The 16,895-nt window shown below is 75.5% G+C and carries 19 protein-coding genes; 17 read left to right on the top strand and 2 right to left on the bottom strand.

Annotated elements, in window-relative coordinates:
- Positions 1-32: 32 nt before the first annotated feature.
- Positions 33-1,283, bottom strand: coding sequence for an alpha/beta fold hydrolase (locus IR170_RS12485; protein ID WP_193664497.1), 1,251 nt, complete (start codon positions 1,281-1,283; stop codon positions 33-35).
- Between the two features lie 102 nt (positions 1,284-1,385).
- Between IR170_RS12485 and IR170_RS12480 the strand changes: the two genes are divergently transcribed.
- The 16 genes from IR170_RS12480 (at position 1,386) to IR170_RS12405 (ending at position 15,036) form a co-directional block, all read left to right on the top strand.
- Positions 1,386-2,117, top strand: a complete 732-nt coding sequence (locus tag IR170_RS12480) for a phosphatase PAP2 family protein (RefSeq protein WP_193664496.1) — start codon at positions 1,386-1,388, stop codon at positions 2,115-2,117.
- A 113-nt stretch (positions 2,118-2,230) separates the two neighbouring features.
- Positions 2,231-3,598: a hypothetical protein gene (locus IR170_RS12475; protein ID WP_193664495.1), complete on the top strand. Its 1,368-nt coding sequence runs from the start codon at positions 2,231-2,233 to the stop codon at positions 3,596-3,598.
- On the top strand, positions 3,585-4,067 hold the full coding sequence (locus IR170_RS12470) for a SigE family RNA polymerase sigma factor (protein ID WP_193664494.1): 483 nt from the start codon (positions 3,585-3,587) through the stop codon (positions 4,065-4,067). The genes IR170_RS12475 and IR170_RS12470 overlap by 14 nt, the downstream gene beginning before the upstream one ends.
- Before the next feature lie 73 nt (positions 4,068-4,140).
- On the top strand, positions 4,141-4,578 hold the full coding sequence (locus IR170_RS12465; protein WP_193664493.1) for a hypothetical protein: 438 nt from the start codon (positions 4,141-4,143) through the stop codon (positions 4,576-4,578).
- 81 nt (positions 4,579-4,659) lie between these two features.
- Positions 4,660-4,959: a thiamine-binding protein gene (locus tag IR170_RS12460; protein ID WP_056904452.1), complete on the top strand. Its 300-nt coding sequence runs from the start codon at positions 4,660-4,662 to the stop codon at positions 4,957-4,959.
- Between the two features lie 164 nt (positions 4,960-5,123).
- Positions 5,124-5,675, top strand: coding sequence for a DUF3105 domain-containing protein (locus IR170_RS12455; RefSeq protein ID WP_193664492.1), 552 nt, complete (start codon positions 5,124-5,126; stop codon positions 5,673-5,675).
- 82 nt (positions 5,676-5,757) lie between these two features.
- A complete protein-coding gene (locus IR170_RS12450; protein ID WP_319805050.1) occupies positions 5,758-7,683 on the top strand; it encodes a M3 family metallopeptidase in 1,926 nt (641 codons plus the stop codon).
- Positions 7,684-7,752: 69 nt separating this feature from the next.
- On the top strand, positions 7,753-8,160 hold the full coding sequence (locus IR170_RS12445) for a secondary thiamine-phosphate synthase enzyme YjbQ (RefSeq protein WP_056904450.1): 408 nt from the start codon (positions 7,753-7,755) through the stop codon (positions 8,158-8,160).
- Complete coding sequence (locus IR170_RS12440) at positions 8,157-8,780, top strand: GNAT family N-acetyltransferase (protein ID WP_319805049.1); 624 nt, start codon at positions 8,157-8,159, stop codon at positions 8,778-8,780. Before IR170_RS12445 ends, IR170_RS12440 begins: the two co-directional genes overlap by 4 nt.
- Positions 8,781-8,871: 91 nt before the next feature.
- Positions 8,872-9,279, top strand: a complete 408-nt coding sequence (locus IR170_RS12435; protein WP_193664491.1) for a hypothetical protein — start codon at positions 8,872-8,874, stop codon at positions 9,277-9,279.
- 106 nt (positions 9,280-9,385) lie between these two features.
- Positions 9,386-9,757, top strand: coding sequence for a hypothetical protein (locus IR170_RS12430; protein WP_227489147.1), 372 nt, complete (start codon positions 9,386-9,388; stop codon positions 9,755-9,757).
- Positions 9,758-10,386: 629 nt separating this feature from the next.
- The gene (locus tag IR170_RS12425) at positions 10,387-11,136 is read left to right on the top strand and encodes a hypothetical protein (RefSeq protein WP_193664487.1); all 750 of its coding nucleotides are present in this window, start codon (positions 10,387-10,389) and stop codon (positions 11,134-11,136) included.
- Positions 11,137-11,327: 191 nt separating this feature from the next.
- Complete coding sequence (locus IR170_RS12420; RefSeq protein WP_251531012.1) at positions 11,328-12,845, top strand: PepSY-associated TM helix domain-containing protein; 1,518 nt, start codon at positions 11,328-11,330, stop codon at positions 12,843-12,845.
- Between the two features lie 282 nt (positions 12,846-13,127).
- Entirely contained in the window at positions 13,128-13,766 is a 639-nt protein-coding gene (locus IR170_RS12415) for a TasA family protein (RefSeq protein WP_193664485.1), read from the top strand.
- A 197-nt stretch (positions 13,767-13,963) separates the two neighbouring features.
- Positions 13,964-14,647, top strand: coding sequence for a signal peptidase I (locus IR170_RS12410; protein ID WP_227489146.1), 684 nt, complete (start codon positions 13,964-13,966; stop codon positions 14,645-14,647).
- Positions 14,644-15,036, top strand: a complete 393-nt coding sequence (locus IR170_RS12405; protein ID WP_193664483.1) for a hypothetical protein — start codon at positions 14,644-14,646, stop codon at positions 15,034-15,036. Before IR170_RS12410 ends, IR170_RS12405 begins: the two co-directional genes overlap by 4 nt.
- Positions 15,037-15,112: 76 nt before the next feature.
- Here IR170_RS12405 and IR170_RS12400 read toward each other — a convergent pair whose 3' ends face one another.
- On the bottom strand, positions 15,113-15,904 hold the full coding sequence (locus IR170_RS12400; protein ID WP_227489145.1) for a response regulator transcription factor: 792 nt from the start codon (positions 15,902-15,904) through the stop codon (positions 15,113-15,115).
- Between the two features lie 186 nt (positions 15,905-16,090).
- Between IR170_RS12400 and IR170_RS12395 the strand changes: the two genes are divergently transcribed.
- Positions 16,091-16,552: a hypothetical protein gene (locus IR170_RS12395; RefSeq protein ID WP_193664481.1), complete on the top strand. Its 462-nt coding sequence runs from the start codon at positions 16,091-16,093 to the stop codon at positions 16,550-16,552.
- Positions 16,553-16,895: the final 343 nt, after the last annotated feature.

Below are 16,895 nucleotides of genomic sequence, written 5' to 3'. Positions count from 1 at the left end.
CGTCCGGGCGCGTGCGGGTGGGGCCGGGCGTCTCACCGCGGAGGCGGCATCAGGGCGAAGAGGTGGTCGAGGACGACCTCGGGGGAGGTGCGCAGGCCGTCGTGCTCGTGCTCGTCGGTGACCCAGGTGCTCAGCGTCGGCACCAGGGCGGCGGTCTCCAGCGACAGCGTCGCGTCGACGTAGGGGTCACGGGCGTAGACCGCGGCCGCGCAGGGCACGTCGACCTCGCCCAGCGCGTCGGCGTCGTAGAGCCGCGGCCAGGCGCGGTGGGCCAGCAGGTCGGCGGCCCCGGCCAGCGGCGCCAGCTCGGAGTCGTCGGCGATCGTCTCGGGGAAGACGTGCTCGCCGACGAAGAGCGTCGGGTCCGCGCGGAACTCCTCGGGCAGGGTGCGCGCCGCGGCCCAGCCCGTCGTGGTGCCGTCGGCGTAGCAGGACTCCTGGAGCAGCGTGTAGAGCGGGTTGCGACCGCCCCACGGCACGAGGTGGGCCAGGTCGTGGCGGAAGGCGCGGGAGAGCGGGTCGAGCTCCAGCAGGTGGTGCATCGTCTCCGCGCCGTAGGACATGCCGAGCACGCTGCCGGCGTTGCGGAGGCGGACGGGGGTCAGCCGGTCGCCGCCGGGCAGGACGATGCGGCCCTCGGCAGCCAGGTCGTGCACGCGTCGCACACGGTCGCGGTCGGCGGGGTAGCGCTCGTGGAAGAGCCGGTTGCGCTCCAGGACGGTCGGGTAGGTCGCGGCGTAGACGTCGTCGACCGGGCGGGCGACCGGCGGCAGCCCGCCGGTGAAGTAGCCCGCGGCCAGCGACCCCGGCGCCACGGTGAGGTAGTGCAGCAGGCAGAAGCCGCCGAAGGACTGCCCGAGGACCGACCAGCGCTCCACGCCGAGGTGGGCACGCAGCAGCTCGGCGTCGGCGACGATCGCGTCGGCGCGGAAGAGCGCGAGCCGGTCGGCCTGCTCCTGCGGGGTGGCGCCGAGGTCGGCGGGCTCGCCGATCGGCGTGGAGCGGCCCGTGCCGCGCTGGTCGAGCAGCACGACCCGGAAGTGGCGCAGGGCGTGCGCCACCCAGCCGGGCGCGGTGGGGCCGAAGGTGGGCCGGGTCGCCTCCGAGCCCGGACCGCCCTGGAGGAAGACCAGGTGGGGCCGCTGCTCGCCGCCCGGCGCGACGACCTCGCGGGCGAAGACCGTGAGGGTGCCCCGCGAGGGGTCGGCGTGGTCGAGCGGCACCTCCAGCTCGTGCTCGAGGGTGGTCGTGCCGTCGGGGAAGGTCGTGCGCTGGGGGGTCACGGGCCCAGTCTGCTCCCGCCGCCACCTCGACGTGCCGGGCGAGCACCTCCGTCGGCGCGGCGGAGCGGGGCCCCCGGGCGCCGGGTGCACCAGACTGGCCCGATGCCCTCCACCACGACCACCCCGGCCGAGCCCGCGTCGCGCGCCCGGGCCCTGCTGGCCACCGCCGGCCGCCTCGTCCTGACCTGGGTGGTGCTGGTCGCCGTGGTGCTCAGCGTCGGCTGGCTGCTCACCCACACGCTCGCCTCCTCGGTGGGCGGGTGGGACGACGACGTCTCGCGCGGCATCGCCGACGAGCGCACCCCGGGGCTGGGGGAGGTGGCCGACGTCGGCACCCTGCTGGCCGACACCCCGGTCGGCATGGCCGTCGCGGCGCTCTCGGCGCTGGCCTTCGCCGCCTGGCGTCGCACCTGGCGCCCGCTGGTCTTCGTGGCGCTCGTCGTCGCCGGCACCGGCGGGATCTACGCCGTCGGCACCCACCTGATCTCGCGCGACCGGCCCCCGGTGCGGATCCTCGACCCGGGGCTCGTGCCCGACCACAGCTTCCCGTCGGGCCACGTCGGCACCGCGGTCACGGCGTACGGCGCCCTGGCCCTGCTCGCCCTCGCCTACTCCGCCGCCGCGCGCCCGTGGGCGCTGGCGATCCTCCTCGTGCCGGTGCTCGTGCTGGCCGCACGGCTCTACCAGGGCGCCCACCACGTCACCGACGTCGTCACCAGCGTCGGCTACGCCGGCGCGTGGCTGCTCGTCGTCGGCCGCGCTGTGCTGCCGGCTCCGGTGGGGCGCACGGGCGCCGGTGCCGCTCGTGCCGACGGGTCGGGCCGGGCCTCCTGACCGAGGGCCGGCGAGCCTCGGGCGCCCGCGGCTGGAGGAAGTCCGCCGCCGGGCCCCTCCCTTCCCGGGGCTCGCGACGTGTGGGTGGATGAGGACAGGAAGGACCCCCACCCATGAGCGACGACCTGCGCGAGACGATGAGCCTGCTCGCCGACCGGGCCGACCCGAGCGGCCCGCCCCCCGCCCCCGACGAGCTGTGGGCGCGCGGCGCGGCGTACCGGCGTCGGCGCCGTGCGGTGGGTGCTGCGGGCGTGGCGGCGGTGCTGGTGCTGCTGGCCGCCCTGGGCGGGCTGGCCTGGGACCGGGGGCGCGCCGAGGTCCAGCCGGCGGGTGCGGTCGATGCGGGGTTCGGCGGCGGGCTGCGGCTGCCCGACACCTTCTTCACGCCGAACGACTGGCTGCCCGCCGCCGAGGCGCCGACGGGCCCCCTCGTGGCCACCGTGCCGTGGAGCGACGCCGGCTGGCTCGGCAGCCGACCGGGGCTGGTCGGGGTGTCGGCGACGGGGGAGTACGCGTTCCTCCCGCTCGTCGACGCCGCGCACGGCGACCTCACCACCGCGCTGTCGGCGGACGGTCGGTGGCTGGCCTGGTGGACCAGCGGCGGTGCGATCACGGGTGCGCCCGTCGACCCCGCGGCCTCGGGCACCGACGCGCCGGTCACGGGGCTGGCGGTGATGGACACGACGACCGGGGAGGTCCAGCGGCGCGAGGTGGTGAGCGAGCACGGGCTCCAGCCCGAGGGCCTGGCCTGGGCCGGCGACACGCTGTGGTGGTCGACCTTCGCCTTCACCGACGTCGGGAGCGCCGCGGGGAGCACGTCCTCCTTCCTGCGCGCGGCGGCCTGGGACCTGTCCAACGGCACCAGCATCAGCCTGGGGGTCGCGGACCGTCCGGCCTACGTGCCGGGGATGGGCGCCGCCGACAGCGGCTCGTTGGTGGCGACCTCCGGGCGGAGGGTGGTGCGCTTCCCGGGCCCCGGCGCCCGGGAGGTCCTCCGGGGCGACCGGCAGCTCCTCGGGGCGGCGTTCGCCTCCTCCGAGGGTCGCACCGTCGTGACCACCGCCTACGCCCGCGGCACCGGGCGGTTCGCCGACCGGCCCACCGAGCCGGTGCTGGCGACCCCGGCGGGAGACGGACGCCTCACGGTGCGGCCGCTGCGGGTGGAGGGCTACGCCCCCGAGACCCTGACGCCCGTGGGATGGCGCGACGAGACCCACGTCGTGCTCGCGGCGAGCGACCTCGAGACCGCCTTCGTCTCCGTCGACGTCGCGACGGGCGAGACGGAGGTGGTCAGCCGCGCGGAGCTGCAGGTCGCGTCGGCGCAGGTCTCGTTCGCCCAGGGCGTCTGGTCGGCGCCCGAGCGCGACGTCGTCGCGCCGCCCGACCCCCTCGACCCGCGGGCGGTCGCCGCGCTCGGCGTCGTCGTGGTGCTGCTCGGCGCGGCCGGCGTGGGGCTGTGGAGGCGACGTGTCCGCCCCTGACAGCTTCACCTCCTACGTGCTGGCCCGCCGCGGTGCGCTGCTGCGCACGGCCTACCTGCTCACCGGTGACGCCGACGACGCCGAGGACCTCGTGCAGGTCGCGCTGGTCAAGGCCAGCGGCGCGTGGCGCAGGATCGAGGACGACCCCGAGCCCTACGTGCGCCGCATCCTGGTCAACGAGAACGTCTCGCGGTGGCGACGGCGTCGGTGGCGGGAGGTGTCCACCGACCGGCTGCCCGAGGTGGGCCACGACCCCGTCGGCGCGCACGACCAGGCCCTGGTGCTGCGGGCGGCCCTGCAGGCCCTGGCGCCGCGGCAGCGCGCCGTGGTGGTGCTGCGCTACTTCGACGACCTCACCGAGCGCCAGACCGCCGAGCTGCTCGGCGTCTCGGTCGGCACGGTGAAGTCCCAGGCCCGCGACGGCCTGGCCCGCCTGCGCGAGGCGCTGCCGGCCCCGGCGGTGCCGTGAGGCGAGCGGAGGGCGACCGGTGCGGCCGGAGGAGCAGCCCGTCACCGACGCCCCGGCCTGGCACACTGCCGTCGTGAGCAGACCCGGCCCCGGCGTCCCGCAGTCCCCGCAGTCCGTCCCGCAGCCCGCGGCGCCGTCCGCGACCGCTGGGTCCGCCGCTGGGCCCCGCACGCCGGGCTCGGCGCGACGCCGGCTGCTCGCGACGGGCGCGCTGGTGGTGGTCGCGGCGGGGCTCGGCTTCGCCGTGGGTCGTGACGCCCGGGTCGTGGAGGAGGACGTCAGCTGCCTGTCGGCGCAGGGCACTATCAGCTGCGAGCTCGAGGACGGGTGGACCGTCTCCGTGCCGCGCGACGTCGCCTGGACCGACCGTCGCGGTGCCTTCCACCAGGGTGGTCGGCCGACCTGCCTCCCGCCCACCGGGATCGGCCTCGAGGGCCCCGTGCGCGTGTGGTGGGTCGCCGTCGACGAGCAGGGAGTGGGCCAGAGGCAGGTCGTCAGGGTCGCCTGCTGACCCCACCCGCCGAGCCCGTCGGCAGGGCCGCTCCCGGGCGGTGCTCACGGTCGAGGACGGCGGCGCGGCTACGGTGGGCCCATGATCGTGGCCTTCAGCATCACTCCCACCAGCGGCGACGACACCGGCGGCGTCTCGGAGGCCGTCGCGGCCGCCGTGCGCGTCGTGCGCGAGTCGGGGCTGCCGTGCGAGACCAACGCGATGTTCACCAACATCGAGGGGGAGTGGGACGAGGTGATGGCCGTGGTCAAGCGGGCCGTCGACGTCGTCGCCGCTGTCTCCCCGCGCGTCGGGCTCGTGCTCAAGGCCGACATCCGCCCCGGGTGGGAGGGTCAGCTCAGCGCGAAGGTCGAGCGCGTCGAGCGGATCCTCGAGGGCTGATGAGCAGCCTCCCGCCGCCGGGCCCGCCCCCGGCCGGTCCGCCGCCGGGTCCGCCGGGTCCGCCGCCGGCCGGCCCGCCCCCGCAGGCGCCGCCGGGCTGGTCGCCGTACCCGGTCGGCCCGGAGGGCCCCCCTCCGCCCGCGCCGCGACGCACGACCCGGCTCGTGCTGGCCCTGGTCGGCGCCGTCGCGGTGGTCGCCGCGGCCGTGGTCGTGCCGATCCTCGTGACCCGCTCGGAGGAGCCGGTCGAGCAGCAGGCGACGCTCGCGGCCATCGAGCAGTACGCCGACCTGCGCCGCGACCACGTCGAGGGGTCGGTGGACTACCCGCAGTCGCCGCCCGTCGGCGGCCCGCACGCCCAGGAGTGGCTCGACTGCGGCGCCTACGACACCCAGGTCCCGGCGGAGAACCTCGTGCACGACCTCGAGCACGGCACGGTGGTGCTCACCTACGAGCCCGGCCTGCCCGCCGACGACGTCGCCGCCCTCGCCGACGCGCTGCCCGCCAACGGGATCCTCTCGCCCTGGGAGGGCCAGGCCGCCCCGGTGGTCGTCACCGTGTGGGGCGTGCAGCTGGAGCTCGAGGGCGCCGACGACCCGCGCCTGGCGATGTTCCTGCAGGAGTTCGGCCACGGCGAGACCGCCCCGGAGTTCGGCGCCTCCTGCGAGGGCGGCATCGACCCGGCCGACGCCGCCGGGGCCGGCACCCCGGTCTGAGGCCGGCGGGCCCCTCCGCGCCCGGCCGCCCCAGCGCCCGGTCCCGGCTGCGGTGTCGGAGCGCGGCGCTACCCTCGCCGGCGTGACCCAGGACGCTCTCGCCCCGCTCGCCCTGCCCGCCGTCGACGACCGCGACGGGTGGCGTGCGCTGCTCGAGACGCGCAGCACCGGCGGGCTGGAGGCGGCCCGCGCGCTGGCCGACGGGCTGCGGGCCCTCGAGCCCGGCGACCCGGCCGCGCTCCAGCGGTGGAACGACCTCTTCGTCGAGCTCTCCAACGCCTTCGCCGTCTGCTCGCTGCTCGCGCAGGTGCACCCCCACGCCCCGCTGCGCGAGGCGGCCGAGGCCAGCGAGCAGGAGCTGCACCGCTTCCGCACCGCCCTGCTGCTCGACGCCTCCGTCTTCGAGCGTCTCGCCGCCGTGCCCACCGAGGGCCTCGACGACGGCGGGCGGCGCGTGCTGGCCGACGCGCTGCGCGACTTCCGCCGCTCCGGCGTCGACCGCGACGAGACCACCCGGGCCCGCCTCACCGAGCTCTCCGAGCGGGCCAGCGACCTGGCCCAGACCTTCTCCCGCAACATCCGCGACGGTGCCGCGGTGACCCGGGTGCCGGCGGCGGCGCTGACCGGTCTGCCCGCCGACTACGTCGCGGCCCACCCGGCCGACGCCGAGGGCCGGGTCGCGATCACCACCGACTACCCCGACACCCACCCCTTCCTGGCCTTCTCCACCGACCGGGAGGCCCGCCACGCCGTCGCGCGCACCTTCTTCACCCTCGCCCCCAACAACGACGTGGTGCTGCGCGAGCTCTTCGACGTGCGCCACGAGCAGGCCACCACGCTCGGGTTCCCCGGCTGGCCCGACCTCGACGCCGAGGTCAAGATGATCGGCACGGGCGAGGCGATCGGGGAGTTCGTCGACCGGATCGCCGCCGACGCCCTCGCCGCCTCCGACCGCGACGTCGCCGTCCTCCTGGAGCGCGCGCGCCGCGACCACCCCGAGCTCGAGCAGGTCGACGTGGCCGACAGCCGTCACTACGGCGAGCTCGTGCGCCGCGAGCAGTACGACGTCGACGCCCAGGCCGTGCGGGAGTACTTCGACTTCACCCGCGTGCGACAGGGCCTGCTCGAGGTCACCGGGCGGCTCTTCGGTCTCACCTACACCGCGGTGCCCGACGCCCCGACCTGGCACGAGGAGGTGAGCGTGCACGACGTGTCCCTCGACGGACAGCTGCTCGGGCGCGTCTACCTCGACCTCCACCCGCGCCCGGGCAAGTACAACCACGCCGCGCAGTTCGACCTGGTCAGCGGCGTCGCCGGTCGCCAGCTGCCCGAGGGCGTGCTGGTGTGCAACGTCGGGCGGGGACGCATGGAGCACTCCGAGGTCGTGACGCTCTTCCACGAGTTCGGCCACCTCATGCACCACGTGCTCGCCGGTCGCCACCCGTGGGTGCGCTTCTCGGGCGTGGCCACCGAGTGGGACTTCGTCGAGGCGCCGAGCCAGATGCTCGAGGAGTGGGCCTGGGACGCCGACGTGCTCGCCACCTTCGCCACCGACGACGCCGGCACCCCGATCCCCGCCGCTCTGGTGGAGCGGATGCGCGCCGCGGAGGAGTTCGGGAAGGGCTACTACGCGCGCACCCAGATGTTCTACGCCGCCGTCTCCTACCAGTTCCACCGCGACCGGCCCGCCGACCTCGGCGCGCGCCTGCACGAGCTGTCGCAGCAGTACGCCGCCTTCGCCGCGCTGCCCGGCACCCACTTCCACACCGGCTTCGGTCACCTCGGCGGCTACACCTCGGCCTACTACACCTACATGTGGAGCCTGGTGATCGCCAAGGACCTCTTCTCGGCCTTCGACGCTGACGACCTCTTCGCCCCCGACGTCGCCACCCGCTACCGCGACACGGTCCTGGCCGCGGGCGGCAGCAAGGACGCCGCCGACCTGGTCGCCGACTTCCTCGGCCGCCCCTACGACGCCCGTGCCTTCCGGGCCTGGCTCGAGGGCTGAGGACCCGCCGCGGGGAGTCGACCGGCGGGGTGTGGGTCGGGGCAGCACCCGGCTGGCACGATCGGCGCCATGGACTCAGAGACCCGGACCTTCCACACCGGTGACCGCGAGCGCGTGCTCGACCTCACCGCCGAGGTGGCCGACTTCTGCGCCGGCCGCGGCAGTGGGCTCGTGCACGTCTTCGTGCCCCACGCCACCGCGGGCATCGCGATCCTCGAGACCGGCGCCGGCAGCGACGACGATCTGCTCGCCGCGCTATCCGACCTGCTGCCGGCCGACGACCGGTGGCGCCACCGTCACGGCTCGCCGGGCCACGGCCGGTCCCACGTGATGCCTGCGCTGGTGCCGCCGTACGCCACGGTGCCCGTGCTGGAGGGTCGGCTGGCCCTCGGCACGTGGCAGAGCATCTGCCTGGTCGACCTCAACGTCGACAACCCCGAGCGCCAGGTGCGGCTGAGCTTCCTGGGGGCGGCGTGAGCGCGGGCCCGGGCGGGCGCGACCTGGTCGTGCGCCCGGTGCACCCCCAGGACCGGGAGTCGATCACCCGGGTCGTGACCGCCGCCTTCGGCGAGGAGGGCGAGGTCGTCGCCCGCCTGGTGGAGCGGCTGGAGGCCTCGCGGGCGGTGGCGCTGGGCCTGGTCGCCGAGGTCGGCGGCGCCGTCGTCGGCCACGTGATGCTCACCCAGTGCTGGGTCGACACGCGTGAGCGGCTGCGCCAGGTGCTGGTGCTCAGCCCGCTGTCGGTCGCGCCCGACCACCAGCGCGCCGGCGTGGGCGGCGCGCTGCTCGCGGCCGCGCTCGACGCCGCCGAGGCCGACGGGTGGCCGGCGGTGTTCCTGGAGGGATCGCCGGCCTACTACTCCGCGCGTGGCTTCGCCCCGGCCGGCGACCACGGCTTCGAGCGACCCTCGCCCCGCATCCCGCACGCCGCCTTCCAGGTCGCCCTGCTCTCGACCCACGACGGCACGCTGACCGGGCCGCTGGTCTACCGCGACGCCTTCTGGGAGCTCGACTGCGTGGGGCTGCGCGACCCGCTCCTGGCTGAGCTGGAGTCCGAGCCGGAGTCCGAGCCGGGCGGCCGGTCGGAGGGCCGGTAAGCGGGAAGAGGCACCCGGCGCAGGCCGGGTCTGAGCCTCGCCCACGGCAGGGGTGCGAGCGCAGGCGCCCGGAGTCGGGCACGATGGGACGGTGCCTCGTCCCGCCGCCCCGGGCCCCTCCGGTCGGAGCTCGTCGTACCGGACCGCGTCCGAGAAGAGCGCCGCCGACCGGAGCGCGGCCGACCTGCGCCGCGCCGGCGGTGCGCCGCGCGACCTGCGGGTCGGCCTGGTGGCCGCGGTGGGGGTCAACCTCGTCGTCGCGGTCGCCTTCTGGGCCGCCGCGGTGCTCGAGGTCGGCTACGACGGGGTGGCCTACGACCTCGAGCTGTGGTCCGATCCGGTCTGCCTCTTCCTCGCCGTCTCCTCCGCGGCGGCGCTCGTCTGCCTCTGCCTCACGGAGTGGCGGCGCCTGGGCTTCGGGCTGCTGGCGGGCACGCTGCTCGTCCTACTCCTTGACGCGACCTGGCTGTTCGTCCACGTGGCGCTCCTCGGGTCCTGAGGTCGGTCGCGCCGGCCGGGGTCAGCTTCTCGCCGGAGCCGGAGCCCGGCCGACAGGTCGCGCACTGATCGAACAGATGTTCGATCAGTGGAGTAGGGTGGGCGCCGTGAGTGCTCCCGTCGCCCCGCCCGGCTGGCCCGCCGAGGTGCGCGCCCCGGGGGCGCCCGAGTGGGAGGCCAGTGCCGAGGCCTGGCTGCTCGACCTGTGCCCGCCCGACTACCGCTCCTACCCCGTGCTGCGTCGCCACCTCGTGGTGCTGGCACGCTTCGCGGTGCTCCACGTCGAGGCGGGTCAGCTGGCGTGCCGCCGGGGTCTGAGCGAGGCCCGCGCCGAGCTGCGCGGGCTGGTCGAGCCGGAGGTCGTCGACGCCGTCGTCGACACCTGGCTGCGGGAGGACGCCCGCCTGGCCGGGGCGCGGCGCGCCGTGGGGCTGGTGGAGGAGGCCGTGCGGGGACGCCGCTTCCGTCCGCAGCTCTGACCCTTGCACCCTCCGCGGCCGGACGGCCGGACGGCCGGACGGCCGGACGGCCGGGCGTGCGGGCGTGCGGGCGTGCGGACGGGCGTGCAACGGGCCTCGCCTGCGGTGCGGGTCGCGGGGCGTCATGCGGAGGGTGGATGCGCATCCACGCGGCGCATGACGTCCGGGGCGGGCCTCGCTCCCGCATCGCCCACACCGCGGTGCAGACGACCCAACGTCCGCACGTCCAGGGGTTGAACGAACGTTCGATCAACCCCCGGCACTGCCCCAACGTGGGCCACTCCGCGGTGCGAACACCCCGGGGCCGCACGTCTCGGGGTCGGACGCGAACGCTCGACCAACCCGCGGCACTCCTCCAGCGTCGGCCACACCGTGGCGCGGATGACCCCGGGCCCGCACGTCCCGGGCCTGCAGTGCCGGGTGCGGGCCGAGGCGGTCAAGCGTGCTGGGGTCGACGCGGGTCGCACGGCTCATGCGGAGGGTGGACGCGCATCCACGCAGCGCATGACGTCCGGGTGCGGCGCACGACGTCCGCAGCCGCGACTCGGCCGACCCACCACGAGCGCGCCGGGGCTGGGCCGGGTCCGCGCGGCCGAAAGTCGACCGGGCCGTGCGACAATCGCCTGGTCATGTCCCACGGCACCGCCCTCCCGTCGACCCCGGCCGCCGAGCCGCGGGTCGACCCGGTCGTGCTCTGGCTCCGCGCGGCCCTGCTGGCCACGGTGACCCTCTTCCTGGGAGCCGCCGGCCACGTCACCGCTGACGGTCTGCTGCCCGGCCCGGTGGTGATGACCCTGCTCACGGCCGTGACCCTCGTGCTGAGTGCGGCGCTCCTCGCCCGGCCGGCCTCGACGCTGCGCCTGGTCACCCTGCTGGTCGGCGGTCAGGCCGCCGTCCACGTGGTGCTCAGCGCCACCGCGGGTCACGTCGGCGACGCCCCGACCACGGCCACGCCGGCCGGGGGAGCGGCGCACGCCGCCTCCGCGTCGCTGCCGCAGGTCGACGGGCGACGGGTCGGCTCGCTGCTCGACGCCTACACCGGCCCCGCCGGCGACCTCGCCTCCGGACCCTCGCTGACCCTCGGCCACCTGGTCGAGGACCTGGCCGCCCATGCCCCGATGATGGCCGCCCACCTGCTGGCGGCCGCCCTCGTGGGCCTGTGGCTCGCTGTCGGCGAGCACGCGCTGTGGGCCCTCGTGGCCCTCGCCGGTGCCGTGCTCGCCGCGCCGTGGCGCCTGCTCGCGGCCTGGGCCCGCGGGCGGTCGCTGCCGGCCCCCACGCGCGGCCGCCTCGTGCCGACCTCCCACCACCCCGCGCCGGTCGTGGCGCACCTGGCGCGCAGCGTCGTACGCCGGGGACCGCCGGCCCTCCTCGCCTGACCGCACCCCGGTCCGACCGCACGAGGCGGTCGGCCCTCGTCAGCATCGTCCGACGCGACGGCCCCGCCGTCGCGCGTCCCTGCGTCCGCACCCACCGCTGCCGCGCCACGCCCCGGCCCGGGCCCGCCACCACGGGCCCGCCGGGGCTCGGCCCGCGCGGTCGCCCTGCGGCGCCGTCTCGAGGAGAGACCGTGACCGACTCCATCGCCCGTCCCGGCGCACCCACGCGCGCCACCCCGACCCGCCCGCCCACCGACCCGCCCACCGACCAGGCGGCCCCCACCGCCACCCCGGCTCGCCGACCGCGACCACCGCGCGACGAGCGCGCCCGCAAGAAGGGCGGGTCGGGCCTCTTCCGCGCGATGTGGCGCTGGCACTTCTTCGCCAGCTTCCTCGTGGTGCCCGTGCTGCTCGTGCTGTCGGTGACGGGGCTGATCTACCTCTTCCGCTTCCAGATCGAGCCGCTCATGCACGGCGACCTCATGCACATCGACACCCCCGCGGCCACCGAGGTCCGCCAGTCCTACGCCGCCCAGCAGACCGCGCTCGAGCGGGTCTACCCCGACGTCACCGTGGTCTCGATGCGCGAGCCGCTCGAGGCCGACGACGCCACGGCCTTCTCCGTGGTCGAGGCCGACGGCAGTCCGCGCGACGTCTACGTCGACCCCTACGGCCCCGACGTGCTCGGCTCCCTCGACCCCGACACGACGCTGTCGGGCACGGCGGTGAGGATCCACGCCGACCTGATGGCCGGGCGCTTCGGCGACCACCTCATGGAGCTCGGCGCCTGCTGGGCGATCGTGATGGCGCTGACCGGCTACTACCTCTTCGTCCGCGGCGCCAAGGCCCGTCGCCGCGCCCGGGCCAAGGACCGCCCCGGCGCCCGGCTGCGCTCGCGGCACGGGTGGCTCGGCGCCGGCGTCGGGGTCGGGCTGCTCTTCCTGCTCGTCTCGGGCCTGCCCTGGACCGGGGTGTGGGGCGAGACGGTGCAGAAGCTCGCCACCGACCGTGGCAGCTCGCTGTGGAGCACCGACCCGGGCGCCCTGTCCGACCCCACCTCCAGCCTCGACGAGTCGCTGCCGCACAGCCACGTGCAGGACGTGCCGTGGGGCATGGGCGCCTCCGAGGTGCCCCGCTCGACCGGCGACCCCGAGGGCAGCGTGGCCAACATCGACACCGCCGTCGAGGTGGCCGAGGCCGAGGGCCTGCGCCACCCCTTCACCGTCGCGGTGCCCGACACCAGCACCGACGAGGCGGGGGTCTACTCCGTCATCGGCTACGCCTTCGACGCACCTTCCGACGAGCGCACCGTGCACGTCGACCGCTTCGGCGGCGCGGTGGTCTCCACCTACGGCTTCGACGACTACCCCACCCTGGCCAAGGTGGTCTCGCAGGGCATCGGGCTGCACGAGGGACGCAGCCTCGGGCTGTGGTCGTTCTGGGGTGCGGCGCTGATGTGCGTGGGCATCATCGCGGCCTGCGTCACCGGTCCGCTCATGTGGTGGCGCCGCCGCCCGCGGGGTGCGGCACGCATCGGCGCCCCGCGTGGACGCATGCCGCTGCGCGGCAGCCCCGTGCTGCTCGTCGGCCTGGTCGCCCTCGGGATCGTCCTGCCGCTGTTCGGTCTGTCGCTGCTGGTGGTGCTGGCCCTCGACCAGCTCGTGCTGCGACGGGTGCCGGCGCTGGCGGGGTGGTTCGACACCGTGTGACCCGCCCGGCGGGGCCTCGTGCGGGTCGTGGGGACGCCTCCACCTCTCGCACGACGTCACCGCCCGGCCGCCACGTGCGATCGGCGGCCACACCGAGCGCCGTACGGCGGCAGCGCACCCCGAGCCGGGGCGAACCTCAAGAGGGTCGCCCCGGCTTGCGCGTTCCTTGAGGCAACGTCGTGGATCTGCCGCGTCGTGGCTTGAGGCTGGAGCGCCAGAGTTCTGGTCATCAAGCAACAGCGACCGGCGCAGGGCTGGTCCACCCGACTCGAAGGACTCCCGATGCGCACTGCACACCGCAAGGCCACCACCCGCAAGGTCTCCAAGGGCGCCACCCGCCTGGCCGCCTCGGTCGCCCTCGTCGCCGGTGCGGCGTCGGTCGCCGGTCTCGGCACGTTCGGTTCCTTCACCTCCACCACCAGCGCCACCGAGGCCACCACCACCGGCACCGTCGTGCTGACCGCCAGCAACCCGGCGCGCGGCTTCGACGTCGCCATCCCCAAGCTGGTGCCGACCGACACCGTGCAGCGGGCGCTGACGCTGACCCGCGGCTCGGCCGACGAGACCTTCGGCTCGGTCGCGCTGACCACGACTAGCTCCACCGCCAACGTCCTCACCGGCGACGCCACCAAGGGTCTGCAGATGCGGATCGACCAGTGCTCGCAGGCCTGGACCCAGGTCGGCTCCACCAACGCCCTGACCTGCGGCGGCACGGAGACCCCCGTCCTGGCCAGCGGTCGCGTCCTCCAGGCCAACACGATGCTGCCGGTGGTCACCACGGCCCTCAACGCCGCGGCGAAGACCTCCTTCCTCCGTGTCACCCTCACGCTGCCCGAGGCCGCCGACAACACCTTCCAGAACCTCACCAGCACCATCAACTACTCCTTCCTCGCCACGCAGCGCGCCGGCGACTTCCAGTGACCCCCTCCCGCGCGGCCGCGGACGCCGCTGCCGGCCGCGCGGGAGGCTCGGCCCCGGGTCGCAGGGCGACCTGACCCTCCTCTCCCGTGCGGCCAGGGGTGCCCTCGTGGCCGCACGGGTCTCCACCGCCCAGCCCGCCCCGCCAGCCCGACCCAGACCAGACCAGACCAGACCGGATCAGCGACCAGGAGGACACGATGAGCAGCTCGACCGCCACCACCGCGGCGACCGAGTCCTCCGCCAAGCACCGCGGCGACGGGTCGAGCAGGGTCGTCGTCCGGCCCACGGCCGGCGGGGCGCTTCACGTGCTGGGCAACGTCGTGACCAGCCTGGTGCTGGTGGCCTGCCTGGCCGCCTTCCTGCTGCTGGCCGTGGGCCCGCACGTCTTCGGCTACCGCACGGCCACGATGCTCACCGGGAGCATGGAGCCGGGGATCAGCCCGGGTGACGTCGTGGTGACGGTGCCGCGCCCGGCCGCCGACGTCGAGGTCGGCGACGTGATCAGCTACCACATCCCGATCGAGGACCACCGCGTCGAGACCCACCGGATCACCAAGGTGGTCCGGGGCGACGACGGCAGCGTCGCGGTGCAGACCCAGGGCGACGCCAACGAGGGCGTCGACCCCTGGACCGCCACGCTCGAGGGCGACACCGTGTGGCAGATGACCGCGGTCGTGCCTCACGTCGGCAAGGCCATCCAGTGGCTGCGCGCGCCCGTCGTGCAGCACGGCGTGCTGTGGGGCGCGCTGGGCCTGCTGGTCGTGCTCGGCCTGGTGCGCATCTGGGCCCGCGACGAGGACGGCGAGCCCGGCGCCGGGACGCCCGAGACCGCCGACGGCACCGACGAGGTCCTCCGGGAGCCCGCCGGGTCCGAGCGGTGAGCGCCGAGGACCTCTGCGGCGGCGTGGCCGTGCTCGACGAGTCGGTCCTGGGGGAGCTCGCGCTCGACCTCTGCCCCGCCTCGGCCCTGACCTTCGCCCGGACCTACCGCCGCATGCTCCCCGGGCGCGTGACCCGGGTGACCAGCGTGCTCGCCCCGCCCGCGGCGGCGGCCACCGAGCCCGCCGACGTCGACGTGCTCGACGCGGTGCTCAGCCTCGGCACCTCGGCCGCAGCCGTCGGCGCCTGCTGCCTGGCGGAGGTCGCGCAGGGCCTCGCGCGCGACGTACGCCGGGGCGACCGCGAGGCCGCTCGCTGCCGTCTGGCCCGGTTGCGCGACGTCACCGGGTGCACCGAGCGCGCGCTCGACGGCTACCTCGCACGCAGCTGACCCGCACGACCCACCGACCACCGGCCGCCCGCGGGCCGGGGGAGACAGCCCTCTGAGGCGCCTGGGGGGAGGCGCCTCAGAGGGCCTCCATGCGGTAGCCCACGCCTCGCACGGTGTGGATGAGCCGGCCGGCGCCGAGCTTGCGGCGCAGGTTGCCCATGTGCACCTCCACCAGGTGCGTGTCGGTGGCCCACTCGGTGCCCCACACCGAGCGCAGCAGCGACTCGCGGCTCCACACCCGCGCCGGGCTGCGCATCAGCTCGGTGAGCAGGTCGAACTCCGTGCGCGTCAGCGTCAGCTCCCTGTCGTCGCGGAAGGCGCGCCTCCCGTCGACGTCGACGCGGAGCGGGCCGTGGTCGAGCACCTCGTGCGACGGGGGCGCCACGGGGGCCGCGGGTGCCGGCGGCGTCGCGGTGGGGTCACCGGTCGCCGGTGCCCGGCCCTCGCCCACCGGGAGGCGGCGGGGGCGTCGGAAGAGCACGTTGACCCGGGCCTTGAGCTCGCGCACCGAGAAGGGCTTGGCCAGGAAGTCGTCAGCGCCGGTCTCGAGGCCGAGGAGCTTGTCGATCTCCTCGTCGCGGGCGGTGATCATGATGACGTAGGCGTCGGTGAGCTCGCGCATGCGACGACAGGTCTCGATCCCGTCGATGCCGGGCAGCCCGAGGTCGAGGGTCACCAGGTCGGGGTCGAGGGTGCGGATGGTCTCCACCCCGGCCAGGCCGTTGTCGACGGTGGTGACCGCGAAGCCCTGCGACTGCAGGGAGAGCTCGATGAGCGCGCGGATGTCTTCGTCGTCCTCCACCACGAGGGCGCGCCGCTCCTCGGTGGTGGTGCCGCTGCCGTTGGTCATGCTCCCCGTGACTGACATCGAGACGATCCTCTCAGACCTTGAGGATTCCTTGAGGCAAGTCGGCGGATCGGTTGAGGCCCTCCGGACAGACTCGTCCTGTCGCCCACCCGTGGGCGAGGACCCGACCGACGACCCGACCCCGAGCCAACCGACCGCGCCAACCGACCGCGCCACCCGACCGCGCCGCCCCGCCGAGAGGACGCCATGAGCAACAGCCTGCGTCGCCGTGTGCTGGTGCTGGTCGCGCTCACGGCGTTCCTGGTGTGCCTGCCGCAGCTGGCCTCGGCCCGCTTCTCCGGCCAGCAGCAGGCCTCGCTGAGCGTCGGCACAGCGGGCATGGTGGCGCCGAGCGGTGTCACGGGCACCTACACGTGCACGCGCAGCGGCTTCTCGGAGGGGATCTCGGTCACCATCACCTCGGTGGCCGACCCCGGGCCCGCCGGCGCCTCCTACCCCCTGGTCCTCACGGGGGGCAACGCTCCGCGAGCCACCGCCACCGCGGCGACCTCGACGTCGACCACCACCCTGTCCACCTCCGGACTGATCGACCTCGGGTCGACCGACTACACCCTGACCGTCACCAGCCGCATCGGCGGATGGACCGGGGACCCCCTGGTCCGCACGATCACCTGTCCCGCGGCGCAGACCAGGACCGGCCCTCTCTGAGGCCCCGGGTCGGGCTCAGGTCGGGCTCGGGCCGACTCGGTGACTGCGTCCGGTCTAGCCCGGAAGCGCACAATTTCCGACCAATACCTGTCATCGCGTGTTTTACCGATGCCGGCGCGTCACACTGGGGGAGCCAGGTCGCGACTGATGCCCCCCAGAAGCCGCGGCCTGGCACACACGTCCTCGTCGAGCCCCGCTCCGAGACCCGTCCTCGCCCCGCTTGGTCCGCCGTCCTCCGGGCCCCTCCACCCGGCCCAGCCTCCGAGCACGTGACGCGTATCGCGTCGCCCCGGCGGCCCACGTGACTCGGGCGAAACACCCCCGACACGCGCGCCCCCTACGG

Source organism: Nocardioides kribbensis, from assembly GCF_015070375.1.
Lineage (GTDB): Bacteria > Actinomycetota > Actinomycetes > Propionibacteriales > Nocardioidaceae > Nocardioides > Nocardioides kribbensis.
Note: the sequence above shows the minus strand (reverse complement) of the source record. Positions and strands in the feature narration are given on the sequence as shown.

Coding starts and splice junctions, on each gene's coding strand:
- IR170_RS12400 (WP_227489145.1), bottom strand. CDS start 15,904: ATGTCAGTCACGGGGAGCATGACCAACGGCAGCGGCACCACCACCGAG.
- IR170_RS12460 (WP_056904452.1), top strand. CDS start 4,660: ATGATCGTGGCCTTCAGCATCACTCCCACCAGCGGCGACGACACCGGC.
- IR170_RS12425 (WP_193664487.1), top strand. CDS start 10,387: ATGTCCCACGGCACCGCCCTCCCGTCGACCCCGGCCGCCGAGCCGCGG.
- IR170_RS12475 (WP_193664495.1), top strand. CDS start 2,231: ATGAGCGACGACCTGCGCGAGACGATGAGCCTGCTCGCCGACCGGGCC.
- IR170_RS12410 (WP_227489146.1), top strand. CDS start 13,964: ATGAGCAGCTCGACCGCCACCACCGCGGCGACCGAGTCCTCCGCCAAG.
- IR170_RS12395 (WP_193664481.1), top strand. CDS start 16,091: ATGAGCAACAGCCTGCGTCGCCGTGTGCTGGTGCTGGTCGCGCTCACG.
- IR170_RS12480 (WP_193664496.1), top strand. CDS start 1,386: ATGCCCTCCACCACGACCACCCCGGCCGAGCCCGCGTCGCGCGCCCGG.
- IR170_RS12415 (WP_193664485.1), top strand. CDS start 13,128: ATGCGCACTGCACACCGCAAGGCCACCACCCGCAAGGTCTCCAAGGGC.
- IR170_RS12445 (WP_056904450.1), top strand. CDS start 7,753: ATGGACTCAGAGACCCGGACCTTCCACACCGGTGACCGCGAGCGCGTG.